Here is a 23372-nt window from a genome sequence, read left to right on the forward strand (position 1 = left end):
GGTCGGTGGTCAGACCAACCGCGGCGAGCCCCGGCAGCGACGCGTCGAGCACCTCCCACCAGAGGCCACACCCGCGCGTGTCCGCAGCCGGTTGCACCGGCGTGCTGCCCCGTGGGGTGCGTTCGTCCGGGCGGGCGGCAGCCGGAGCGGACGCGACTGACGAGACCAATGCGCCGACAATTGTGAGCCCAATTATGGCAAGCCTGCGGCGAGGAGTTGTTTTCATGAATGAGCCTCCGTTGAAGGTTATTGTGACGTCTGTGGAAACCTCAGCCTAAACGGGCGGCGCGTGTTGCGGGAAGGGCATAATCCCTGCTCAGTGCACTTTTCATGATTTTGGATGCAGGACCGCGAATAGAATTCCGGAAAGATTTCGGCGAGTGGCGGCGTTTGGCGACCGTGGTTGACTGTGGTTTGTTGTGGTTGTGCTCGGTGCGCCTGATCTCTACCCGCTGCCACTGAACCTGCTCTGAGGCTCTGGGACGTTGCCTGGTTCCACGGCGTCAGCTCGTGGTCCCGCTGGAGAGGTGATGGACCACCCCATCCGCTCGGCGGTCGGCTTCGAAGCACTGGTATGGCGGAGGAGTCTGCGCGGCGGGTGGGACGGTATCGACTGCTGCGGTGTGTCGGGCAGGGTGGGATGGGGCGGGTGTGGTTGGCCCGTGACGAGTTGCTGGACCGGGAGGTGGCGGTCAAGGAGATGCTGTTCCGGGTCGGGCTGACCGACGGGGAAGTCGCGGATCTGAGGCGGAAGATGTTGCGGGAGGCGCGGGCGGCGGCGCGGCTGGATCACCCGCACGTGGTGCGCGTGTATGACGTGATCCTCCTCGAGGAGCGGCCGTGGATCGTCATGGAGTATGTGCCGTCGCGGTCGCTTCACCGGTTGTTGACCGATGAGGGGCCGCTGCCGCCGCGGACGGTGGCCCGTCTCGGTGTCGAGTTGGTGGAGGCGTTGCGTGCGGCGCACCGGGTAGGGGTGTTGCACCGCGACGTGACGCCCCGCAACGTGTTGATCGCCGATGACGGCCGGGCGTTGCTGGGGGACTTCGGTATCGCGGTGGTGCAGGGCGCTGCGGCGGTGAGTCAGTCCTGGGGCATCACGGCGTCGCCGCAGTACGTCGCTCCCGAGAGGGTCCGTGACAATGTCTCGTCGCCAGCGACAGATCTGTGGGCGGTGGGCGCCACTCTCTACGCCGCCGTCGAAGGACGTCCTCCGTATGCGCGCAACACTGTCGTGGAGACGCTGTTGGCTCTCGCGACCGATCCGCCGGACCGGATGCGTCGGGCCGGTCCGCTGACGCCGGTGATCGCCGGGCTGTTGCGGCGAGACGCGCGCCGTCGCATGAATGCCGTTGAGGTACTCCGCCGCCTGAGGAGGATCGCCGGTCCGGCCGGCGCTGCCCGTGTCGCCACCGCCCGCCGCGGACGGGGCGCGCCGGAGGTCGACGCCCACACCACGACACCGACACTGCCCGCAGGCACCAGCGTCACCCACGTGCGCGGCGACGCTGGTGCCACGCAGGTCCTACCGGCGGCGGACTCTACGCCGATACTCCCCGCAGGCGATACGACGCAGGTACTCGCCGACCCGGGCGCCACGCAGGTCCTGCCGCCGGCGGGGGATGCCACGCAGAGGCTGCCGACTGTCGATGACGCCGCGACCTGGGTCCGGTTGCGCGATCGCGGCTCGGCCTCCCCGGTGGTCCGCCGCAACAGCGTAGGGCGCCGTTCGGCCGGCACCTTCGCCGTGGCCGTTCTCGCGCTCGCCGGGGTGTTGGGCGTCAGCGCGGTGGGTGTCCGCGCCGCGCTTGGTGGCCTCTACGACGCGGTCAGCGGCCCGTCGGGCGGCGCAGCGGGCGTGACCGCCGAACCGAGTGTGACCGTGGAGCCGACACCGCTGGTGCCTGCCGTGCCCTGCGTGGCAGCGGAGGCGTCGGAGCGGACCCCGTTGTCGTCCGCGGTCGCTCCGGACGAGGCTTTCGCGTTGCCGGCGGGCTGGTCCTGGTACGCCGACGAGACCGGGTTCACGGTCGGGCTGCCCCAGGGGTGGGTCCGGTTCCGCGACGGCGAGGCGGTCTGCCTGCAGGATCCGAGCCAGGAACGGCTGCTGGCCGTCGACCTCGGCGGTACCCAGCAACGGGACCCGGGCGGCTACTGGCGCACCGAGGCGGACCGGCTCGTGAAGGCCGGTGGCCTGCCCGGGTATGTGAAGGTCAGCATCGGGCCGGTGATCCGGCCGGGTGGGGCGGCCGAGTGGGAGTTCACCTGGGACGGCCCGGCCGGTCAGCGTCAGCATGCCCGCCGGCTGTTGGTCAACGGCACCACGCCGGGCGGCGCGTACGAACTGAGCTGGGTCACCACGGACGCCGGCTGGCAGGCCAGTGAGGCCGTCCAGCGCCTCGTCCTCGCGAGTTTCCGCCCCGCAGGCTGACCGGCCACCAGGAAATCGTCGACTGTCGGCCATCCGCGGTGGCTGGTGCTCCGAATCCCCTGCGACCACATCCCGGCGGTCATGCCGCCACCTGCGACAGGAGATGTTGTGAGACTGTCCCGAGCTCTACTCGCCCTACCGGTAGCGGCGCTGGTCCTTGCCTTCCCGGGTGTCGCCCAGGCCGACGAGAGCGTGCAGGTGAAGCTGCTGGACCTGAACGAGACCGGTGCGACCGGCACGGCAACGTTGACCGCCACCAGCGGCGGCGACCTGAAGATCGTGATCCGGTCGAAGGGGATGACCCCGAACTCGCCGCACGCGCAGCACGTCCACGGCGCGGCCAACGGGATGGACTTCCACTGCCCGGACAAGTCCGCCGACGCCAACGGCAACGGCTTCGTCAGCACCGAGGAGGGCCTGAAGATGTACGGCGACATCTTCATCTCCCTGACCAACACCGGCGACACCACCAAGGCCAGCGGCCTGGCCGTGGACCGCATGCCCAAGGCCGACGCCCAGGGCAACCTCACCTACGAGCGCACCATCCCCGCCGCCGAGCTGCCCGAAGGCACGATCGAGCACCTGAAGGACCTGCACATCGTGCAGCACGGCATCGACGCCAACAACAACGGCACGTACGACATGGACGCGCTCGGCGAGTCCACGTTCGCCAAGTCGATCGGGGTCAACGGCATCCCCGCTGAGGCCACCGACCCAGCCACCTGTGGAATGGTCAGCGGCGCCGCTGCCGGCTCGGTTCCGGCCGGTGGTGTGGACACCGGTGACGGCAGCACCACCGACAACCGATCGCCGATGCTGTTCGCCGTGGGTGGTGTCGCGCTGCTGGGCGCCGCCGGCACGCTCGTCGCCCGCCGCCGCCTTGTCGGCCAGCGCTGAGGCACGGAGCATCAGTAATGGACACCGGCAACGTTCAGCCGGTCGGCCACCGCCGGGGGCGTTTCACGCTCGCGGCGGTGGCCGGCATCCTGACCCTCACCGCGGCCGCCACCGTCACCGCCGCACTGACCGGTCGGGAACCGCCATCGCCTCGACCCGCCACCGCGGCATCCAGCACCGGCACAGCGCCGGAACAGCCCAGCCGGCCCGGGGACCTGACCTCCGGACCGCTGATGGCCAGCTCGCCTCCGGTGCGGGTGTCCATCCCCTCCCTGAAAGTCGCCGCGTCGACGGTGCCGCTCGGGCTGCAGGCCAACGGCGCCATGCAGGTACCCGACAGCGCCATCGATGTCGGCTGGTTCACCAAGGCACCCGCACCCGGTGCGCTCGGTCCGGCCGTGCTGGCCGGGCACGTCAGCTGGAAGGGCAAGCGGGGAAGCTTCTTCGACCTCGGCAGGCTGGGCGCCGGCGACGGCATCACCGTGTTGCGTGAGGACGGCAGCACCGCGATGTTCACCGTCACCGAGGTGCAGCAGCATCCCAAGGACCGCTTCCCCACCGAGCAGGTGTACGGGCCGACCGACCACGCCGCGCTACGACTGATCACCTGTGGTGGTGAGTTCGATGAGGTCACGCAGCACTACCGCGATAACGTCGTCGTTTACGCGCGCCTCGCCCACACCCATCCGGCTTGACGGCACGTGACATCCGCAGGGCCATCAGCCATATTTTCGCCGCTTCGCGGCCGGCGCGTGCCAGTCTGGGCTCGCCGCCGTCCGGGTTCGACCGTGCCGACGATCATGAGAGGAGGATGCAGGAATGAGCGGTGACGGTGAACAGGCCCGGCGACTACGGTCGGTGCCGTCGGGGGCCGCGGGACGTCCCGATGCCGACGAGTTGCTGCACCGCGTGGCCCGCGGCGACGAAGCGGCGTTCGCGGCCCTGTACGACGCGGTCGCGGGCAGGGTACTCGGGCTCGCCCGGCGGGTTGTGCGGGATCCGGCGCTGGCGGAGGAGGTGACACAGGAGGTGTTGGTCGAGGTGTGGCGCACCGCCGGCCGTTTCGAGCCGAGACGCGGTTCGGCGTCGGCGTGGATCCTGACCATGACGCACCGCCGAGCCGTGGACCGGGTACGTGCGGAGCAGGCCCACACCGATCGGATGCAGCGAGCCGCCGCCCGCGATTCACACGTGTCCTACGACGAGGTGCAGGAGGAAGTGGCAGCACGTCTGGAGCGGGAGCAGGTCCGCCGCTGCCTGGGCCGGTTGACCCCCGTCCAGCGGGAGGCGGTCACCCTGGCCTACTACGGCGGCCACACCTACCGCGAGGTGGCGGAGCACCTGGCGACGCCGCTGCCGACGGTGAAGACACGAATGCGGGACGGGCTGATCCGGATGCGGGACTGCCTCGGTGTCAGTCTGGAGGCGGGGGCATGAGCGGCGACGTCCACACCCTCTCCGGCGCGTATGCGCTCGGCGCCGTCGACGACGTGGAGCGGGCGGCGTTCGAGCGGCACCTGGCAGAGTGCGAGCCGTGTCGCGTGGAGGTGGCCGAGTTGCGGGAGACCGCCACTCGGCTAGCCGACGACACGGACCTCCCGGTGCCTTCGCCGGGGCTGCGGGAACGCACCCTGGCGCAGGTGGCCCGGACACCGCAGCTGCGCAACCCTCCGACGACCGGCAGCGTGAAGCCGGAGCGGCGGCGGTGGCGGGGGTGGGCAGCGGCAGCCGCCGCGGTGGTAGTCGCCGCGAGCGGCGCGAGCGCGGTCACCTGGTCGGTCAGCAGCGACCGGCTCGGTCAGGAACAGGCCGCGGGTGAGCAGGCTCGACAGGTCTCCGAGGTGCTGGCCGCCGCCGACGCCCGGGTCTACAACCAGCCGCTGCGGGCCGGTGGCGCTGCCACGGTGGTCGTGTCACGCGAGCGCGACCAGGGCGTCGTGCTGCTGCGTGACCTGCCTCAGCCCGAGGCTGGGCGTACCTACCAGTTGTGGCTGCTCCGGGATGCCGTGCCCCGCTCGGTGGGGCTGCTCAACACCGGTGCGACCGGGACGACCATGGTCATCGGCCCGGTTTCCGCCGCCGCCACGTTCGGTGTGTCCAGCGAACCGTCGGGCGGGTCTCCCGCGCCCACCCGGATCGTGGGCACCGTCGAGCTGGGCTGACCGGCGGTTTCGCCGACGAGGCAGCCGCCTGGGAGCAGGCGGGACGCATTACTGACCTGGTCGGCCACGACATCGTCGCCGACCTCGTACCGCTGAACCTGCTGGAAACCGGCTGGATCTCGGTCTCGGCGTGGCCCCGACGTTCGACCGCCGCCCGGTTGCCTCCGGAGGGCAGGCCCTCCGCAGGCGACGTCCTGACCCCTGCTGCCCTGGCTGCTGCGGGGCGGCCCTACCGCTGTGCGGACCGTTCGGGAACCGACGACGGTGGGCGCTCCGGCCCCCGACACCCACGAACGCAGATTCTCTGAATCTTGCCCCCATCCATGTGCCTTTCGGGTCCGAATGCTCCATGACAGCTCGACCTACGCAGGTCACCACAATCAAGGAGTAAACCCATGAACCGTCGCCTGTTCGCCGCCGCCGGCGTGATCGCTCTGCTGGGCCTGTCCGCCTGCGGTGGTAGCGACACCGACGACACCGCCAGCGGCGGCACGACCGCTCCCACCATGTCGGCCACCGCGCCGTCGGCGTCGCCGTCGATGATGTCCGCGCAGTTCGGTCCCGGCTGCGCCGCGGTGCCGACCGACCCGGCGAACCCGGGCAGTTTCGATGCCATGGCCAAGGTGCCGGTGGCCACTGCGGCGTCCGGTAACCCGGTGCTGTCGACGCTGGTCACGGCGGTGAAGAAGGCCAACCTGGTCGACTCGCTCAACGGCGCGCAGGGCGTGACGGTGTTCGCACCGACCAACGACGCCTTCGCTAAGATCCCGAAGGCCGACCTGGACAAGGTTCTCGCCGACGACGCCACGTTGGAGAAGGTGCTGACCTACCACGTCGTACCGACCCAGCTGTCGCCGGACACCCTCGCGGGCACCCACAAGACCCTGCAGGGCGGCGACGTCACGGTGACCGGCAGTGACATGTCGTTCACGGTCGACGGCACCTCGATGGTGGTGTGCGGGAACGTGTCGACCGCGAACGCTACCGTCTACATCGTCGACGCCGTGCTGATGCCCAAGAGCTGATGGAGCCCACCGACATCGAGCCCCGGCCGGCGACCCGCCGGCCGGGGCCACCCCGCCCCGGCACCGTCGTACGCGCCGTCGCGGTGGGCCTGTGCACCGCAGCCGTGACCCTGGGTGTTTCCCACCTCGGCGCCGCGGTGGTCGACCCGGCCGCCGACCCGGTGCTGGCCGTCGGCGCCGCGTCCATCGACCTGGCGCCGCAACCGCTGAAGGCCTTCGCCATCCGCACCTTCGGCACCAACGACAAGATCGTTCTCCTCGGCGGTGTCTACACCGTGCTCGTGCTGGCCGCGGTCGCCCTTGGCGCGGCGGCGCTGCGCCGCCGTCGTTTCGGCCTGGTCGGTCTGGTGGCGTTCACCGGCGTGGGTGCCGTCGCTGTCCTGTCCCGTCCCACCGCCACGGCGGTGGACGTACTGCCGGTCCTCGCCGGGGCCGGCGCCGGGGTCGTGGCCATGCTGCTCGTGGTGCGCGCCGCCCGCACGGTCACCTCCGCCGCCACGGGCCGACCACGGCTGCTCAACCGCCGGCAGTTCCTCGCCACCGCCGGCGGCACCGCGGTGGGCGCCGCCGCCGTGACCACAGCCGGGCAGGCGATCGCCCGTAGCCGTCCCGTGGGCGCGGAATCCCGCGCCTCGGTGTCACTGCCGCCGCCGGTGCGTCCGGCGCCGCCGCTGCCCGCCACCGTGTCGGTCGGGGTGGACGGCATGCCGCCCTTCGTCACGCCCAACCGGGACTTCTACCGCGTGGACACCGCCCTGATCGTCCCCCAGGTCGACCTGACCGACTGGCGGTTGACCCTCGACGGTGCCGTCGACCGACCTCGCACCTGGCGCTATGAGGATCTCCTCGCCCGTGGTCTCGTCGAACGCGACATCACCCTCAACTGCGTCTCCAACGAAGTCGGCGGCCCCTACATCGGCACCGCCCGCTGGACCGGCATACCCCTGGCGCCGCTGCTGCGCGAGGCCGGCCTCCGCCCCGGACAGAACCAACTCGTCAGCCGGTCCGTCGAGGGCATGACGATCGGCACCCCGCTGGAGGCGATCCTCGACGGCCGCGACGCCCTGCTCGCCGTCGGGATGAACGGCGAGCCCCTGCCTCTGGATCACGGCTTCCCGCTGCGCATGCTGGTGCCGGGTCTCTACGGCTACGTCGGCGCCTGCAAATGGCTGACGTCGATGACCGTGACCACCTTCGACGCGTTCGACCCCTACTGGGTCCAACGCGGTTGGGCCCCCGACGCGCCGGTCAAGACCGCCTCGCGCATCGACACCCCGAAACCCTTCGCCCAACGTCCCGCCGGACCCGTCATGATCGCCGGCGTCGCCTGGGCGCAGCGACGCGGCATCACCGCCGTCGAGGTCCAGGTCGACGACGGCCCGTGGCAGCAGGCGCGCCTCGCCGACGGCCCCTCACCGGACCTGTGGCGACAGTGGACCTACCGCTGGGACGCGACTCCTGGCAGCCATACCCTGCGCGTCCGCGCCACCGATGCCACCGGCGCCACCCAGACCGCCCAACGGGTGCCCCCGTTCCCCGACGGGGCGACCGGCTGGCACAGCGTCACCGTCACCATCACCTGACCAGGTGCACGACACGGCCCCCTCGACCCGGTCGCGGCACGACAGCCGAGTGGCAGGACGATCGGCTCAGCGACGGTTACCCCGGCAGGCGGTGGTCACGTAGCAGCCGTCATCGGGGTGGAACCGTTCGCTCTGTTGCCCTCGATGGAGGAGCGGCTCATCCCAGCACAGCACCGCGCGGCGGCCAGGCCCCGATGTGACGGATGGGAACCCGTTGATGCCAAGGGTGATGGAGGCCTGTGTCGCTGACCGGTCCCCTGCTGCTGCCGCAGGCGGGTGGCGCTCCGAGCCCCCTCTTCGGTCACCCGCCTGCGGCCACCTCCATCTGTCTCCGGGCCCACCGCGGCGGTGCGGACGTGACGGCGTGATGCAAGGCCTGTCGTTCCCGCGGTTTCGCACGCCGAAACGTCGATCAGCGCGAAGGGCGGTGTAGCTCCGTGCGCGCCACGCCGATTGTTGCGCTCTGGCAAGTTTTCGCTGCTCAGAGTGAGGGTAGCGTGGTCGGTCGTCAGGCTGGGCGGGTCGCCGGAAGACAGGATCTGTCGTGAACGAACTCACCACGTGCCTGGATCTGCCGCTGGGGCCCGACGCGCCAGCGGTGGCCCGCCGGGCCGTCCGCAGCGCCCTCGACGATTGGGCAGGCGAGGATCGTGACTGGTTGGACGACGCGGTGCTGATCGCGGACGAACTGGTCGCCAACGCTGTCCGGCACGGCGGGGGCTGTCTACAGCTGCAGATCCGGGTGCACGGCCAGGACGTGACGATCACGGCCGTCGACGGATCCGCGGTCGTGCCGCGCCGGCGCAGTGCCGACAGCGAGGGAGGCCGAGGACTAGCCATCATCGAAACGCTCGCCCAGAGCTGGGGCGTCACTGATCTCGACGATGGTCACAAGGCCGTCTGGGTCCGGCTCGCACCGATCAGACCCGACCGGCAACCCGCGTCGCCGGCCAGCCATGGACAGTCGATCAAGCCTGAAGTCGAAGCCTAATCGGCGGAACTCGACGTCGAGCCATGATCTCGCGATCAAGGATTTCGGGCAGGTCGTCAGCGGTGTTCCACTGCTCCGGATAGAACGAAGCTCCCGGTCGGACAGTAGTCGCCCAAGACGCACCACCCGTATGGAGGCTTCATCTGCCGACCTATCCTGCCAGTATCCCGCTGTCCATGCGTAGCCTGACTCCGCCTGAGCGAGCTGATCCGCGATCGACGCCGCGCGCTCGGTGGCCGCTTGCGCAGACTTCCCGCGGTAGCAGGCGCTGATGGCCTTGGCCCACCTGCGCAACGGCGACACCGTCACCCGCCTCGCCGGCTTCGGAAGGTCGGTGGTCACCGGGTAGCGCTGCCTGCGCGACGCCGTCGACCTGCTCGGTGCCTGCGCCGACGACCCGTAGCCCGGTCATGCGCCGGCCCGCCCGGAGAGCTGCCCCTCGGATCGCCCGCGTCGTGCTGGTTCCCGCTCATACGTCGGTCCATGGCCGGCGCCGAGCGCGGATCGGACGGGCGGCGAGCAGAGTGGCCGCGGTGGGCAACGCGATCTCGGCGTCCACGAGCAGCCTCCGATCAGGGAAGCGTGCGGTGAGCGTTCCCGGCTGCCGGTGGGTGCCGCGCCCGGCTCTCCGCCACATCACTGCAAGTCCCGGCAGAACATCGGTTGCGGTGGGAGGACATCAACCTGACCGATGGCGAGTTGACCATCCGTGAGCAGGTGGTCGTCGTGCGTGGGGTGGAGCGGTTGGGTCCGCCGAAGTCGGCGGCCGGCGTGCGGACCTTGGCCTTGGATGAGTTCAGCGTGCGGTTGCTGACGGATCTGTGGAACCGGCAGCGTCGGCGCTTCGGTCGGGTCGATGCGAAGCAGCGGGTGTTCCTGCACGAGGACGGGCGGCCGGTACGCCCGGACTGGCTGACCCGCCGCTTCGCGAAGCTGGTCAAGGACGTGGGTTTGCCGCCGGTGCGGCTGCATGACCTGCGGCACGGCGCCGCGGGGATCGCCTCGGCCGCCGGGGTGGACCTGAAGCAGATCCAGGAGGATATGGGCCACCACACCCCGTTGACCACCATCGAGACCTACATCTGCGTGTTCCAGCAGATGGCCAAGCAGGCGGTACGGGCGTCGGCCGAGCTGCTCCTGCAGCATGTACGAGTCAGGGCGTCCCTGGCGGGGGCCTACCAGGCCTGACTGGTGACGCGTGCTGTCTAGGCATCGGTCGCATGTGCGTCTTTCCCTCATCGGTACGGCTTCGGCTGGGCGAAGCCGCAGCGACTGCGTTAATGGGCATCCTTGCCGGCGTGATTGACCGCGAAGTCGTGTACGGCGGTGCGGCCGTCGAACCGCTGAACGACGGGGCGGCGTAACAGGTCTGATAGCGCCGCAGCTGGCGCGCGAGACAGGTCGACGACCTCGACTCGGCTCGTGGTGGGCAGGTGTTGCGCCACGAGGTGCCGCACCAGCAGGTCGGTAGCCGGGAACGAGTAGCCGATCACCACCAGTTGCTCGCAGCGGCGGATCTCCTCGGCGGCGTGGCGCCATTGGGCTCGCAGAGCGAGGTTTGCGTACCAGCCGCCCTTCGCTCCAGTCGGCGGAATGATCAACGGGATCTTGTGCGCGAAGCGGAATGCCTCGCGCGGCGCGTCAGACCTTGGGGATGCGGAAGCCGGATCCCACACCGCACGGTTCTCGGTGAGGTACAGCTCCTCGGTGACGGGGGCGGTGCTCCCGCCGAATCGCCAATTCGTTGAGCCATGCAGTTTGAGTAGCCGGGGCACCGGTTGCGTTGGAGGACCGGAGCTAAGGAAGGCGCTGCTGCCGGCAGGGAAGCGGGTGGTCAGGGGCAGAGGGTACAGGTCCCCGAGCGTTCCGAGGCGACCCAGTTCGTTGAGGGCTCGCTCGACGAGCAGGTCGTAGTTGAACGTGATGATCCCGACCTCAGTGTCGGACCAGGCCTCGACCAGCCGCATCAGCCAGTCCGGTGGGTTCATACCGTGCGCCTGCCGCGCTAGGAGCTCCCGCTCCTCGACCACGGCGTTGATCTCCTGCGCGACGGTGAGGAAGGTCGCCCGGTTTTGCAGATTCTCGGCGTCGGTCAACCACGGCTGGTCCGCGGCCAGGTAGGACATCCACTGCTCGAGATCGTCCTGGAAGGCCCTCAGGTCGGGTTTCACTCCGTCGGCGCCGAGCCTGGCGAGGACGAGGTCACGCAGTTCGGGCAGCGTGGGCATGCAGTCGTGCACCGATTTCGAGAATCCCGCACCCAGTAGGAACACCGTGGTCACCCGTCCACGATAGGACCACAGTTGCGGGAACCTGGATCGTGTTGCCGTCAGCAGGCTGGAAGCGGTGCCGCATCGACGCCTTCAGCGATCGTGTTCAGAACCGGCTGGGCACTTCCAGCGCGTTCGGGTGCGAGATGGCGGCGTCGAGTGTCTCGTTGATCGGCAGGACGCAGCCGCCTTGCTGCCGTCGGCCTTGACGTTGGTCTCCCGCTCACCAGCGTGCGGCGAACCTGGCAGGTCGGCTGAACGGGAACGGAGATGAAGGCCGGCGTGATCGACACCGTTGCGCGGCACCTCCGGCCAGGCGCAGGGCCGAACAGCGAAACGAAAACCAATATCGTTAAGCTGTGGCGTGACCCCTTGAGAAGGAGAGCGTGATGGCCGTACCGAAGCGGAAGATGTCGCGGTCGAACACCCGGCACCGGCGGGCGCAGTGGAAGGCGAGCGTTCCGCCGCTGGCCCCCTGCCCGTGTCCGCGCAAGGAGATGGTGGCGCCGCACCGGGCCTGCACCCACTGCGGCCTGTACAAGGGCCGTCAGGTGGTGGACCAGCCGTGACCGTCCGGCTGCCGGTGACCGTGCTGTCTGGGTTCCTCGGTGCCGGCAAGACCAGCGTGCTCAACCATGTGCTGGCCAACCGGGACGGGCTGCGGGTGGCGGTGATCGTCAACGACATGAGCGAGGTCAACATCGACGCCGCGCTGGTGCGCGACGGCGGCGCGTTGTCGCGGACCGAGGAGCGGCTGGTCGAGTTGACCAACGGCTGCATCTGCTGCACCCTGCGCGATGATCTGCTCGACGAGGTGGCCCGGCTGGCCCGGCAGGGCCGCTTCGACTACCTGCTGATCGAGTCCAGCGGCATCTCCGAGCCGATGCCGGTCGCGGCGACGTTCGCCTTCGGCGTGGAGGACGGGCAGGTCCTCGATGACCTGGCCCGACTGGACACCACGGTCACGGTGGTCGACGCGGCGGGTCTGCGCGGCATGATCGAGGCGGGGGAGAGCCTGGAGTCGCGGGGCCTGGCGGCCTACGAGGGCGACGATCGCGGTATCGCCGACCTGCTGGTGGACCAGATCGAGTTCGCCGACGTGCTGGTGGTCAACAAGACCGACCTAATCGGCGCGGAGGAACTGGCTGTGGTCGAGGCCCTGCTGACCCGCCTGAACCCGGCGGCCCGGCAGGTCCGTGCCGTACACGGCCACGTTGCTCCGGCGGAGATCCTGCACACCGGCCGGTTCGACCTGCAGCGGGCGGAGACAGCGCCGGGCTGGGTGGCCGAGCTCAACGGCGGGCATGTGCCGGAGACCGAGGAGTACGGCATCTCCGGCATCGTCTTCCGCGACCACCGGCCGTTTCACCCGCAGCGGCTGTGGGACCTGCTCACCGGCGGCCTGGACGGCTACGGTGTGGTGCGCTCGAAGGGGTTCCTGTGGCTGGCCAGCCGCCCGGACGTGCAGGCACTCTGGTCACAGGCCGGCCCGTCCGGGCAGTGCGACCCGGTCGGCGTACCGGTGGCGGTGTCGGGGGAGTGGCCGCAGGACCCGGACGAGCGAGCCGAACTGGAGTCCCGTTGGCATCCGACCTTCGGGGACCGGCAGCAGGAACTTGTGCTCATCGGCGTCGGCCTGGATAGCGCCGGCCTGCGGGACGCCCTGCACGGGTGCCTGCTCACCGACGCGGAGGTCGCCGCCGGGGAGACTGCCTGGCGGGCGCTGCCCGACCCGTTTCCGGAGTGGGATCTTGGGGACGTCCACGACCATGCCGAAGCGGTCCCGGCGTGACGAGGCCGAGCACCCTCAACCCGGAAGACGTCGCGCGGTGGCGGCGCGACTGGGACACCATGATGCGCCACTACCACCCCGACCGCGACGATCTCCTCGCTGCCGGCCTTGCCGCCGCCGAGCAGATCCGCGGTCGTCAACCCGAACGGATGCTCGACGTCGGGGGCGGCCCGGGTACCACGGCCGAGGCGGTGCTGCGGCGGTGGCCCGATGCGCATGTCACCGTGCTCGACGTCGACCCGGCCCTGCTGGCCCTGGCCGACGTCGCACTGCCGCAGGTACGCGCCGTGCGGGCCGACATCTCCTCGGCAGGGTGGCGTGCGTCGGCCGGCGGCCCGTACGACCTGGTGTTGGCCCTGATGACCGTGCACTACCTGCCCGAGGAGCGGGTGCGCGACTGGTACGCCGAGGCCCGCCGGCTGCTGAGCCCGAACGCGCTGCTCCTCGTCAGCGACGCCATGCCTGACGCCCCCACCGCGGCGCGGGCGCACCGCAGCGGCAGCGACCCGTGGACCGCCTGGTGGACGATGCTGGCCCGGGATCCGGCGATGGCATCGCTGCTGCACGAGCGAACGGCCGCGCTGAGTGATCTGGGCTGCGCGGAGTTCGTCGCGCCGCCCGACTGGCACCGCGAGACGGCCTTGGCAGCCGGATTCACCGACGCCACGGTGGTCCGCCGGCGGGCGGGCCACGCCCTGATGGCGTTCCTCGCGCCTCCCGACGACCAATGAGCATCCCCACGTTCCGCGATGCCGATGTCACCCGTCTACTGCGACGGCCACCGGTGCCGCGCCCTGCGTCACCGTGGCCGCCCTGGAGAAGCTGACGGCGAGTCGGAGGACCTCGCCGACGTCCTCCGGCAGGCGGTGCGCTCCAGCCAGGGCGGCGTCCTCATCCGGGCGGAGTGCCTCGGCGCCTGTCATCGCGCACCCGCTGTCCTGCTCCTGAGCGGAACGGAACCGGCGGGGCGACGCGGAATACTGTTCGGCCCGATCGAGGATCCGCAGCACATGGATGAGGTTGTCGAACTCATTCGGCACCCGGACAGACCGCACCCCTGACTCCACCGGCGGGGTCGCGGCGCGGCCTGGTGATCGTGGCCTCGTTGTCGGCTGTGCCGGGAGCCGGCGGCACCAGTGCCGGCGGGTGCGACGGCGAACTCTGGATCTTCTCGAACGCGCCACCGATCGCCACCGGGCCGAACGGCCGCGTCACCGGGGCCGACCTCGCTGCGGCCATGGTGGCGCGTACCGCTGAGGACGCTACATGCACCGGCCCGGCCGATGGCCGGCGGCGCTGAGCAGCCCGGTTGTCCCGTCCGCCAGCTCGACCGCGACCACTCTGATCCGGGTGGCAGTAGCGGCGCTGCCGTCCGGTACCGCACACCGGGCATAATTGCCGAGGGATCTCACCAGTCGCAGGCCGTGGATGGCTTTGGCCCGGTCCGGCGTGCCGCCTGCTCCCCGAGCAGGCCTGGGGGGCGCGGACGTGCTCGCACGACGCACAGCCGTACGGCACACGAATGGTGAGACGTCAGGCGACGGGCAACACAAAGGATGCGACCACGGTGACCCAGGTGATACCGAACGCGACACGTAACACCCGCCAGCGTGGCGAGGTGCTGGCGCTGTTGCGCGAGGTGGAGGGTTTCCATTCGGCGCAGCAGCTGCATCAGATGCTGCTCGCCCGCAAGGCGCGGGTCGGTCTCACTACCGTGTACCGGACGTTGCAGCTGCTGGTCGACGCCGGGGAGATCGACTCCACTCGGCTGCCCGGCGGCGAGCAGCTGTACCGCCGGTGCAGCCAGAGCAAGCATCACCACCATCTGGTCTGCCGCGACTGCGGACGCACGGTGGAGGTCGCCGGACCCGCCGTGGAGCGGTGGGCCGACCAGGTCGCCGCTCAGCACGGCTTCACCGACGTGGCACACACCTTGGAGATCTTCGGCGTCTGCGCGGACTGCTCCCGCTGAACGGAAAAGCGAGCCGGGCATCCGGATGGCTCGGGGTCTCGTCAATCATGATCGGCCGAGGGCTTAGCTGAGGGCGCGTGCGACGGGTCCCATGACGAAGTCGGGGTCGATCTGGGCGGTCAGATCGCAACCGGCCCGCTCGTTGGCCCAGGCGTGGGCGTTGCGGCGGTGGAACTCGTGGGCGTGGCGGGTGAACGCCTCCCAGTCCTGCGGTGTGGCGTCGACGGCGTCGGCCAGTTGCGTCAGCACCGCCCGGTTGGCGGGCTCCAGGTCGTCCAGGGCGCCGACGATGCCGCGTTCGGCGCGGCGCACGTACGCCGACCGGCTGACCCAGGTGAGCAGGTCCGCCCCGACGTGCTCGCGGAGGAAGTCCACGTCGGCGGTGTCCTCGACCTTGTTGCCGACCACCGACAGGGCGACGCCGTAGTCGCGGGCGTAGCCGGCGTACTGGCGGTAGACGCCGACGCTGCGCACCGTGGGCTCGCAGACCAGGACGGTGCGGTCGAAGCGGGTGAACAGGCCGGAGGCGAAGGAGTCCGCGCCGGCGGTCATGTCCACCACCACGTACTCGGCCGGGCCGTCGGCCATGTGGTTGAGCAGCAGTTCCACCGCGCCGACCTTAAGGTGGTAGCAGGCCACCCCCAAGTCCTCCTCGCGGAACGCGCCGGTGACGGCCAGCCGCACCCCGCCCATCTCGCGGACGCACCGCTCGTACACCGGGTTGTCCTCGGCGACGCGCAGCAGCCGGGAGCCGGCACCGGGTGGCGTGGTCTTGACCATCTCCGCTGCCGAGGTGATACGCGGGTTGTCCCCGCGCAAGTACTCCTTGATCGCGGGTAGGGCGTCACCGAGCGCCGGCAGTTGCGCCGCGGCCTCCTCGCCGGCGCCGAGCGCCACCGCGAGATGCTGGTTTATGTCGGCGTCGATGGCCAGCACCGGCCGGTCCCCGGCGACGAGGTGGCGAGCGAAGAGGGCCGCCAGCGTGGTCTTGCCGCTGCCGCCCTTGCCGACGAACGCGATCTTCATTCAGCCTGCTCCACGATGATGTAAGTGGAAACCATTTCCACTCACGACACTGTAGCGGCCCAGGCTGTGCGACGTGCCGAGACTGGCCCGTGGCCATCGTGGCTCGGCGGCGTGTCGCGGTCGGGACACCGCTCGGGCTGCGCCACGGCGCCCATCGTCACGTGTTGGCGCAGGTCGCGCAGATTCCTCTGAGGTCGAGTCGGTCCGGGTGCGGGGTGAAACCGGTGTGCTGGTGCAGTTCGGTGAGCCAGCTCGTCACGACCTCGGGTGGGCACTCGGTCACGGTCTCGCACCCGGTGCAGATCAGGTGCTGGTGCGGTGCCGTTCCGCAGTGGCGGTAGGCGCGTTGGCCGTCGAGGTCGAAGGTGTGCAGCAGTCCAGCGTCGGCGAGGCTGTGCAGCGCGCGGTAGACGGTGGTCAGGCCGATGTGCCGCACGGTACTGGTGAGCTCGGCGTGCACCTGCTGGGCGGTGAGCGGGCGGGAACGTCCGACCAGCAGCGCCAGGACGGCGCGGCGCTGCGCGGTGGGCGTCAGACCCACGACCCGCAGCTGCGCGTCCGCCACGAGGAAGGTGGTCATGGCGGCTCAGGGGCGGACGCCGAGGTGCACGCTGCGGGCCGACAGCCGGAACAGGTCCTCGCGGTGGCCCAGCCACTCCTCGTCGGCCGGGTCGAGGAGGCGGTCCCAGACGTCGAGGTCGGCGGCGGTGAGCAGTCCGGTGGGCCGCAATCGGCCGACCCGTGCGGCGAGGGCTTCCAGGACGGCTCGCCGCGCGGTGTCGGCCAGCGGTGGCGGCTGTTCGTCGAGGGCGGTGCGGGTCGTCACTGGCGACAGGCCAGCGCGGCGTAGGGCTTCGGTCCACCCGTAGGGCATCCGCCGGCTGTCAGGGAGTTCTGCCCGCATCCGGGCGAACCAGCGGTCCTGGGCTGCGTGCAGGCGGTTCTCCAGGCCGGGTTCGCCCAGGCCGACGTCCCAGGGCAGGTGGTGCTCCGGCAGGCCGCCCTCGGCGAGGGCCAGCCGCCCGCCGGGGGCGAGCAGTCCGGCCAGTGCGGTGACCGCCGCCTGCTGGTCGCCGACGTGATGTACGGCGGCGGATGCCCAGACCAGGTCGGCCGGAGCGCCGAGCGTGTCACGCAGGTCGGTGATCTCGGCGGGGATGTTGGCACGTAGCGGCTCGACGCGGACGCGTGGGTCCGACCATTCGGCGTGGATGTAGTCGCGGGCGGCGTCGAGAACGGCAGGGTGAGCGTCCACCGCGACGACCCGGCCGCAGGTCATCATCCGGGCGATGGCCAGGGCCATCCCGGCGGCGCCGCAGCCGACGTCGACCGCGAGCCGGTCGCCGGGGGCGACCAACTCGCGGGCGATCCTCAGGTACCAGGCCCGGTCCTGCTGGGCGGCGTCGACCAGCTGCGGCGCCAGTCCGGTCCAGTCGACCGGTGTGTCGGTGCTCATCCGCCCTGGGGTCCGCGGCGGGCGTACTTGGCGCGGAACCTCTCGACCCGGCCGGCGGTGTCGAGCAGGCGCTGCTTGCCGGTCCAGAAGGGGTGGCTGGCCGAGGAGATCTGAACGTCGATGACGGGGTAGGTGTTGCCGTCGGTCCACTCGAGGCTCTGGTCGCTGGTGGCCGTCGAGCGGGTGAGGAAGGCGAAGCCAGCGGCCTTGTCGCGGTAGACGACGGGCCGGTACTCGGGGTGGATGCCGGGCTTCATGCGGGTCGTACTCCTTCGGTGTCGGTGTCGGTCAGCTCCTCCGCCCCGAGGGGGAAGCAGCCGGCGAACGGGTCGTGGTAGGTGCGCCAGGTGTCCTCGCCGTCGGCGAGTTCGGCGTCGGTCAGCAGGCAACCGGCGAGGCTGCGGTGCAGCTCGACGGGGTCGAAGTCGAGACCGATGAAGACCAGGTGCTGGTGCCGGTCGCCGTAGTAGGGATCCCAGTCCAGGGCGGCGGCGAGGCGGCGCTGGTCCTCGACGTGTTCCCAGCGGTCCTCGGGCAGGCTCACCAGCCAGTGCCCGAGGGATCCCATGGCCAGGCCGCCGCCGGCGAACTCCCAGGCCACCACGGTGTCGGGTTGGCTGGCCAGCCACAGGTGACCGCGGGAGCGGATGACCTCGGCGTTGACCTCTTCGAGGACGTCGTGCAGGCGCTGCGGGTGGAACGGTCGGCGGGCCCGGAAGACGGCGGAGACGACTCCGCAGTCGGGCTCCGGCTCGTGCGCGCCGAGGGTGTAGCCCTGCAGACCGCGGGCGAGCACGCCGGGGGTCTCCGGCCGGTGCCGGTGGGTGTGGCGCAGCTGGCGGGTGAGCATGCCGGCGTCGACGACATCGCCGTCAACGCGAATGTGGGTCGCCCACGGGGCCATCCGCTGGAGCAGGACCGCCATCCGGCCGGTGTCGAACTCGCCTTCTCGGGACTGTCCCCAGAGCACCAGGGTGTCGGCGTACTCGACCTGCCGGACCACGACGTCGGCGAGCGCGCGGTGGTCGTCCTCGGCGGCCTGGATACCCAGCGTCGTGAGGTCGTCGGTGCTGGCCAGGCCATCGAGCAGATGTTCGGCGTCGAGGACGGTCACGTAGGAGTCGACCCGGATGAGGTCGGTGATCGGCGCGCCCTCGACCAGGCAGTGGGCACAGGCGGCGGCGACCGCCTCCGGTTCCACCACCTCCGGCAGCATCAGCACCAGGTCGCGGCCGGGGTGGCTGCGGGTGAGCCGGACGAGAGTGGGCAGCACGTCCTCGCGCAGGGTGCAGGAGACGCAGCCGTGCCGCAGCACGACCTGCTCGTCCTCGACGATGCCGGCGCCGGTGCGGACCACCCGCCGGACGAGGCCGTCGCGGATGCCGGTCAGGTCGTGCCGGACCAGCAGCAGCGAGGTGTCGGCGGCGAGCAACGCGCGGGCGACGGCGAAGGTCGCCGTCGGCCAGAACCCGGACAGCACGGTCAGCGACGGACGGGTGTCCGCGTCGGCGGTCACGACGCGGGTCGGGGCCTGTGGTGACGACGACATCGGCATCCTCTCGACTTATTTGAAAACGATTGTCATTCTAAGCACATGCGAGTCGTCGACGTGAACAGGGACGTGCCGGCGGGTGTGGACGAGGCGCGTCGAACCGACGAGGTCCTCACCGTCACGGTCCACCTGAGGCTCGGTTCAGGTGCTCGCGAACAGGACGTCGACCGCTTCGCTGTTCTGCTGGCGCTGGTGGGCGGTGGCCAGTGGCCGGTGTCGCCGCCGGCGCGCGAACCGGATGCACACCTACGGATCCATCCGCAGGCGCGAGCGGTCTACCGAGGCGGCACCGAGATCGTGCTGACCCGTCGCGAGTACGACCTGTTGTGGTGCCTGGTCGAGCATCCGCGCCAGGTCTTCACCCGGACGCAGCTGCTGGACCGGGTCTGGGGGCAGCCCTACACGAGCCCCCGCAGCGTGGATGTCCACGTCCGGCGGCTGCGCGCCAAGATCGGCGTCGATCTACCGGTGGTGACGACGCTGCGCGGAGTGGGCTACCGCCTGGGCGCGGACTGCTCTGTCGAGATCGTCAACGACCCCGCCGTGGAACTGGCCGATCAGCTGATGCAAGACTGAAAACCGTTACCGTTACCGTTACCGAGTTGAGTGAGGAGTTATCGCTGTGTCCAGACGTTGCGACGTCACCGGCGCGCAGCCGAGCTTCGGCAACGCCGTGTCCCACTCCCACCGGCGCACCCGCCGCCGCTGGAACCCCAACCTGCAGAACCACCGCTTCTGGCTGCCCTCGGAGCGCCGCTGGGTGCGACTGAACCTGACCGCCAAGGCGCTGAAGACCGTGGACCGCAAGGGCATCGAGAAGGTCGTCGCCGAGCTGCGCGCCCGGGGAGTGACGCTCTGATGGCCCGCCAGACCGACGTCCGCCCGATCGTGCGGCTGCGCAGCACCGCCGGCACCGGCTACACCTACGTCACCCGCAAGAACCGCCGCAACGACCCCGACCGCCTGGTCCTGCGCAAATACGACCCCATCGTGCGCCGGCACGTCGAGTTCAAAGAGGCCCGCTGATGGCCAAGAAAAGCCTGGTCAACCGGCAGACGCGCCGCGAGGAACTGGTTGCTCGGCACGCGCAGGCGCGGGCGGAGCTGAAGCGGCTGGTCGCCCATCCGGACACCGACCCGGACGCACGCGCCGAGGCGGTCCGTCGGCTCAGCCGACTCCCGCGCGACTCCAGCCCCGTGCGACTGCGGTCACGCGACCAGATTGACGGGCGCCCGCGCGGGGTGCTGACCCGGTTCGGGCTGTCCCGGGTGCGGTTCCGGGAGCTGGCCCTGCGCGGCGAGATGCCGGGAGTGCGCAAGGCGTCGTGGTGATGTCACCACATGAACCACCGCGCCAGGCGCGCGGTGTGAAAGGGGAGGAATGAATGCGACTCTGAGGGGCCGCGGTTTCGCGGCCCTGGTCGCCGGGGCGGTGGTGGTCGCCGGCGCGGTGCTGGCGCCCGCGGCTGCGTCGGCGGCGGAGAAGGTGGTGCTGTCCAAGGGGCACACCGACGCGGTCGACGTGCACTTCAGCGACGGGAAGCTGTCGTTGAAGGTCAACGACGACACGGTCAGCCCCGCGGTGAAGCGGGACCCGGCGGACGTGACGTTCCAGGTCCTGCCGGAGGCGGCCATGGCCGTTCCGGACGATCCCCGGTTCGCCTTCCTCGGGCCTGCGGGCAGCCAGGTCTGGCTGCTGCCGATGACCCAGGATCCGGATCTGCTCTGGCCGGGCTGGAACACCACGACCCTGAAGACGGGGGTGTTCGAGGGCAACAAGGTGCGGCTGAGTCTGGTCGGTGTGCAGGGGCCGGGCAACGTCACGCTGTTCACGCAGGACTCGTTCGGTGGTCCGATCATCAAGTTCCGCTCCGACGACGGGCTGCCGGACGCGATCGATGTGCAGGTGCCCACCCACGCCCACTCCAACTGGGCGTTCAGCGCGCTCGGCAGCTACACGCTGAAGTTCCAGGCCGACGCGACCCTGGCCAATGGCACGACGGTCAGCACCGGGCCGGTCGACTACTCGTTCGTTGTCGGCGAGCTGTCCGGCGGTGGGCCGGAGGTCAGCCTGTCGGTCAGCGGCATGGCCGACGAGTACCAGCCCAACGACACGGTGACGCTCACCGCGGTGCAGACGCCGCAGACCGAGCTGGACCACTACCACTGGTTCAGCAAGTGCCCCGGCGCGGACGACTGGACGGTCATCGCGGGTGAGGGGGGCGCGAGCTACTCCTTCACCGCGACCCGGGAGCTGAACGCCTGCGAGTACGTGGCCAAGCTCTACGACGACGACCACGGCGTGGCCGCGACCAGCGAGCCGGTGACCCTCTGGGTGGCATTCCCGCCGCAGGAGCCGGGCACCTCGCAGACGATCACCGCGTCGATCGACGAGACGCAGGGTGCTCTGGTGATCAGCGTCAACCCGGACGACCGGGCCGTGGTGCTGCCGCCCGCGCAGCTCACCGCCGGTGGCGACCGGTGGGAGAGCACCGGTGAGCTCCGGCCGGTCACGGTGACCGATACCCGCGCCGGTCAGCCGGGATGGAGCGCCTCCGGGCAGATCCCGGCCGACTTCACCGGTCCGGACGGTGCCACGTTCAGCGCCGGCTACCTGGGCTGGAGCCCCCGGGTGCTGGCACAGGGTTCCCGGCAGGGCGTGATTGCCGGACCGGAGGTAGCACCGTATGTCGTCGGTAGCGGCGGCGGTCTGGGCACCAGCGCGGTGCTGGGATCGGCCTCGGCCGGCGCCGGGCGGGGTACCGCACAGCTCGGCGCGGGCCTGCGGCTGAGCCTGCCCACGGAGACGGCCGCGGGAACCTACACCGCGACCCTCACCCTCACCGCGATCTGATCGCCCGAGCCCGTCCGGTGACCCGGCGCTGAGCCGCGTCACCGGACGGCCGCGCGGTGGGCGGGGCGTTGCCGCGCCCCGCCCACCCCGCTCCATCCCTCACCCAGGAACGGAACCGTCTGCACCATGCGCCTGCTCGCCGCCATCGCCACCGGCATCGCCCTGCTCGGCGCGGCCCCGACGCCGCCCACACCGACGCCTGGCGCTCCGTCGGCTCCGTCGGCCGTCACCTGGGGCGTGGCGCCGTCGACCGCGAAAGGTCCGAACGGCCGGCCGGCGTTCACCTACAAGCTCGACCCCGGCGCCACCCTGACCGACTACGTCGCGGTCACCAACCACTCGCCGCGCCCGCTCACCCTCAACCTCTACGCCAGCGACGCGTTCACCACCGCACAGGGCGGCTTCGACCTGCTGGCCGGCGGCCAGCAACCCACCGATGTCGGCGCCTGGGTCCGACTGACCCAACGCAGCGTGACGATCCCCTCGACGTCTCGCCTGAACGTCCCGTTCACCCTCACGGTGCCGCGCAACGCCACGCCGGGCGACCACGCCGGGGGAATCGTCGCCTCACTCGCCGCCACGTCGGCGGACGCCCAGGGCAACCAGGTCGCCGTCGACCACCGCGTCGGCGCACGGATCTACCTGCGAGTGACCGGTGAGCTGCAGCCCGCGCTGACCGTCGAGAACCTCCGGGTGCGACACACCGGCTCGCTCAACCCCCTGGCCGGTGGCACGCTCACCGCCACCTTCACCGTCCGGAACACCGGCAACGTCCGGCTCACCGGCCGACCTACGCTCGGCGTGGCCGGCCCGTTCGGTCTCGGCCGGCGCTCCGTGGACGCGGCGGCCCTGCCGGAGATCCTGCCCGGCGGTGAACTGACCACCTCCGTACGCATGACGGGCGTCCCGCCGCTGTTCCGGCTGACCGCGAGCGGCGCTGTCACGCCCGCCGCCGTGGGCGACCAGGTCCTCGACCCGCCGCCGGGGGTCGACACGGCGCGGGCCTCGGTCTGGGCGGTGCCCTGGCCGCAGCTGGCCCTGCTGGCCCTGCTCGCCCTCGCAGTCTGGGCGCTGATCGCCGCTCGCCGGCGGCGGGCGCGACAGATCGCGCGGGCGGTGGCCACGGCCCGGGAGCAGGGCCGCATGGAGGCCAGCCGGGACACCGACCGGACCTCCGGCGGCCGGGACGCCGCGGTTCCCGCCGCGATCGGTGCGAGCGCCCCGTCCGGCGGCGACGACCCGACGACGCCGGACCGTTCGACGTCGCGGGTCGATCGGCCCGACCAGGGCCGCGACAACCGACGACCGGACATCGACCACACGGGAAGGGACACGCCGTGAGCCGGTCACGCCCTGCCTGCC

The 23372-nt window shown here is 70.8% G+C and carries 26 protein-coding genes and 1 pseudogene; 20 read left to right on the forward strand and 7 right to left on the reverse strand.

The features are described from left to right. The first annotated feature begins 574 nt into the window (after nt 1–574). The 10 genes and pseudogenes from D7223_RS30310 (at nt 575) to D7223_RS30355 (ending at nt 10277) form a co-directional block, all read left to right on the forward strand. Nucleotides 575–2431 (forward strand): serine/threonine-protein kinase, encoded by a 1857-nt coding sequence (locus D7223_RS30310; RefSeq protein ID WP_120732768.1) that lies wholly within the window; start codon nt 575–577, stop codon nt 2429–2431. A gap of 108 nt (nt 2432–2539) precedes the next feature. Continuing rightward, nucleotides 2540–3328 (forward strand): hypothetical protein, encoded by a 789-nt coding sequence (locus D7223_RS30315; protein ID WP_202864718.1) that lies wholly within the window; start codon nt 2540–2542, stop codon nt 3326–3328. Nucleotides 3329–3345: 17 nt separating this feature from the next. Further along, nucleotides 3346–4023 carry a class F sortase gene (locus D7223_RS30320; RefSeq protein ID WP_120732770.1) on the forward strand — a complete coding sequence of 226 codons (678 nt, stop codon included), beginning with the start codon at nt 3346–3348 and terminating at the stop codon, nt 4021–4023. Between the two features lie 124 nt (nt 4024–4147). Next, nucleotides 4148–4765, forward strand: coding sequence for an ECF RNA polymerase sigma factor SigK (gene sigK, locus D7223_RS30325; RefSeq protein WP_120732772.1), 618 nt, complete (start codon nt 4148–4150; stop codon nt 4763–4765). Continuing rightward, nucleotides 4762–5490, forward strand: coding sequence for an anti-sigma factor (locus D7223_RS30330; RefSeq protein ID WP_120732911.1), 729 nt, complete (start codon nt 4762–4764; stop codon nt 5488–5490). Before sigK ends, D7223_RS30330 begins: the two co-directional genes overlap by 4 nt. Before the next feature lie 395 nt (nt 5491–5885). Continuing rightward, complete coding sequence (locus D7223_RS30335; RefSeq protein WP_120732774.1) at nt 5886–6515, forward strand: fasciclin domain-containing protein; 630 nt, start codon at nt 5886–5888, stop codon at nt 6513–6515. Next, complete coding sequence (locus D7223_RS30340; protein WP_120732776.1) at nt 6515–8098, forward strand: molybdopterin-dependent oxidoreductase; 1584 nt, start codon at nt 6515–6517, stop codon at nt 8096–8098. The genes D7223_RS30335 and D7223_RS30340 overlap by 1 nt, the downstream gene beginning before the upstream one ends. A gap of 544 nt (nt 8099–8642) precedes the next feature. After that, complete coding sequence (locus D7223_RS30345; protein ID WP_120732778.1) at nt 8643–9089, forward strand: ATP-binding protein; 447 nt, start codon at nt 8643–8645, stop codon at nt 9087–9089. A gap of 176 nt (nt 9090–9265) precedes the next feature. Beyond that, nucleotides 9266–9435, forward strand: a pseudogene (locus D7223_RS33795) (IS5/IS1182 family transposase); the annotation flags it as partial. 317 nt (nt 9436–9752) lie between these two features. Continuing rightward, entirely contained in the window at nt 9753–10277 is a 525-nt protein-coding gene (locus D7223_RS30355) for a tyrosine-type recombinase/integrase (RefSeq protein WP_238162295.1), read from the forward strand. A gap of 89 nt (nt 10278–10366) precedes the next feature. On the opposite strand, the gene D7223_RS30360 is transcribed toward D7223_RS30355, so the two are convergent. Next, nucleotides 10367–11371 carry an SIR2 family protein gene (locus D7223_RS30360; protein WP_120732780.1) on the reverse strand — a complete coding sequence of 335 codons (1005 nt, stop codon included), beginning with the start codon at nt 11369–11371 and terminating at the stop codon, nt 10367–10369. Nucleotides 11372–11748: 377 nt separating this feature from the next. Between D7223_RS30360 and rpmF the strand changes: the two genes are divergently transcribed. From rpmF to D7223_RS30375, 3 genes are read left to right on the forward strand one after another with little or no spacing between them, the layout of a single operon-like run. Beyond that, the gene (gene rpmF, locus D7223_RS30365) at nt 11749–11928 is read left to right on the forward strand and encodes a 50S ribosomal protein L32 (protein ID WP_120732782.1); all 180 of its coding nucleotides are present in this window, start codon (nt 11749–11751) and stop codon (nt 11926–11928) included. Then, the gene (locus D7223_RS30370) at nt 11925–13151 is read left to right on the forward strand and encodes a GTP-binding protein (RefSeq protein WP_120732784.1); all 1227 of its coding nucleotides are present in this window, start codon (nt 11925–11927) and stop codon (nt 13149–13151) included. The genes rpmF and D7223_RS30370 overlap by 4 nt, the downstream gene beginning before the upstream one ends. Next, entirely contained in the window at nt 13148–13882 is a 735-nt protein-coding gene (locus D7223_RS30375) for a class I SAM-dependent methyltransferase (protein ID WP_120732786.1), read from the forward strand. Before D7223_RS30370 ends, D7223_RS30375 begins: the two co-directional genes overlap by 4 nt. A gap of 27 nt (nt 13883–13909) precedes the next feature. Here the strand turns inward: D7223_RS30375 and D7223_RS30380 are convergent, their stop codons facing one another. Beyond that, nucleotides 13910–14191 (reverse strand): hypothetical protein, encoded by a 282-nt coding sequence (locus D7223_RS30380; RefSeq protein WP_147252663.1) that lies wholly within the window; start codon nt 14189–14191, stop codon nt 13910–13912. A 482-nt stretch (nt 14192–14673) separates the two neighbouring features. Between D7223_RS30380 and D7223_RS30390 the strand changes: the two genes are divergently transcribed. Next, nucleotides 14674–15123 (forward strand): Fur family transcriptional regulator, encoded by a 450-nt coding sequence (locus D7223_RS30390; protein ID WP_120732792.1) that lies wholly within the window; start codon nt 14674–14676, stop codon nt 15121–15123. 63 nt (nt 15124–15186) lie between these two features. Here the strand turns inward: D7223_RS30390 and D7223_RS30395 are convergent, their stop codons facing one another. The 5 genes from D7223_RS30395 to D7223_RS30415 all read right to left on the reverse strand — a co-directional run bounded on the left by D7223_RS30395 (nt 15187) and on the right by D7223_RS30415 (nt 19154). Further along, entirely contained in the window at nt 15187–16149 is a 963-nt protein-coding gene (locus D7223_RS30395) for an ATP-binding protein (protein ID WP_120732794.1), read from the reverse strand. 157 nt (nt 16150–16306) lie between these two features. Continuing rightward, nucleotides 16307–16729: a Fur family transcriptional regulator gene (locus D7223_RS30400; RefSeq protein WP_120732796.1), complete on the reverse strand. Its 423-nt coding sequence runs from the start codon at nt 16727–16729 to the stop codon at nt 16307–16309. 6 nt (nt 16730–16735) lie between these two features. Next, nucleotides 16736–17605, reverse strand: a complete 870-nt coding sequence (locus tag D7223_RS30405; RefSeq protein WP_120732798.1) for a class I SAM-dependent methyltransferase — start codon at nt 17603–17605, stop codon at nt 16736–16738. After that, on the reverse strand, nt 17602–17862 hold the full coding sequence (locus D7223_RS30410) for a type B 50S ribosomal protein L31 (RefSeq protein ID WP_120732800.1): 261 nt from the start codon (nt 17860–17862) through the stop codon (nt 17602–17604). Before D7223_RS30410 ends, D7223_RS30405 begins: the two co-directional genes overlap by 4 nt. Further along, complete coding sequence (locus D7223_RS30415; protein ID WP_120732802.1) at nt 17859–19154, reverse strand: CobW family GTP-binding protein; 1296 nt, start codon at nt 19152–19154, stop codon at nt 17859–17861. The genes D7223_RS30410 and D7223_RS30415 overlap by 4 nt, the downstream gene beginning before the upstream one ends. Before the next feature lie 45 nt (nt 19155–19199). Between D7223_RS30415 and D7223_RS30420 the strand changes: the two genes are divergently transcribed. From D7223_RS30420 to D7223_RS30445, 6 genes are all read left to right on the forward strand, one after another. Further along, on the forward strand, nt 19200–19733 hold the full coding sequence (locus D7223_RS30420; protein WP_120732804.1) for a winged helix-turn-helix domain-containing protein: 534 nt from the start codon (nt 19200–19202) through the stop codon (nt 19731–19733). A 46-nt stretch (nt 19734–19779) separates the two neighbouring features. Further along, nucleotides 19780–20016 carry a 50S ribosomal protein L28 gene (gene rpmB / locus D7223_RS30425; RefSeq protein WP_120732806.1) on the forward strand — a complete coding sequence of 79 codons (237 nt, stop codon included), beginning with the start codon at nt 19780–19782 and terminating at the stop codon, nt 20014–20016. Next, nucleotides 20016–20183 carry a 50S ribosomal protein L33 gene (rpmG, locus tag D7223_RS30430; RefSeq protein WP_091439946.1) on the forward strand — a complete coding sequence of 56 codons (168 nt, stop codon included), beginning with the start codon at nt 20016–20018 and terminating at the stop codon, nt 20181–20183. The genes rpmB and rpmG overlap by 1 nt, the downstream gene beginning before the upstream one ends. Further along, a complete protein-coding gene (rpsN, locus tag D7223_RS30435) occupies nt 20183–20488 on the forward strand; it encodes a 30S ribosomal protein S14 (protein ID WP_120732808.1) in 306 nt (101 codons plus the stop codon). Before rpmG ends, rpsN begins: the two co-directional genes overlap by 1 nt. 49 nt (nt 20489–20537) lie before the next feature. Next, nucleotides 20538–22010, forward strand: a complete 1473-nt coding sequence (locus D7223_RS30440) for a choice-of-anchor M domain-containing protein (protein ID WP_186832311.1) — start codon at nt 20538–20540, stop codon at nt 22008–22010. Nucleotides 22011–22136: 126 nt separating this feature from the next. Then, nucleotides 22137–23351: a WxL protein peptidoglycan domain-containing protein gene (locus D7223_RS30445; RefSeq protein ID WP_120732810.1), complete on the forward strand. Its 1215-nt coding sequence runs from the start codon at nt 22137–22139 to the stop codon at nt 23349–23351. Nucleotides 23352–23372: the final 21 nt, after the last annotated feature.

It is taken from the genome of Micromonospora endolithica, from assembly GCF_003626595.1.
Taxonomy (GTDB): Bacteria; Actinomycetota; Actinomycetes; order Mycobacteriales; family Micromonosporaceae; genus Micromonospora; species Micromonospora endolithica.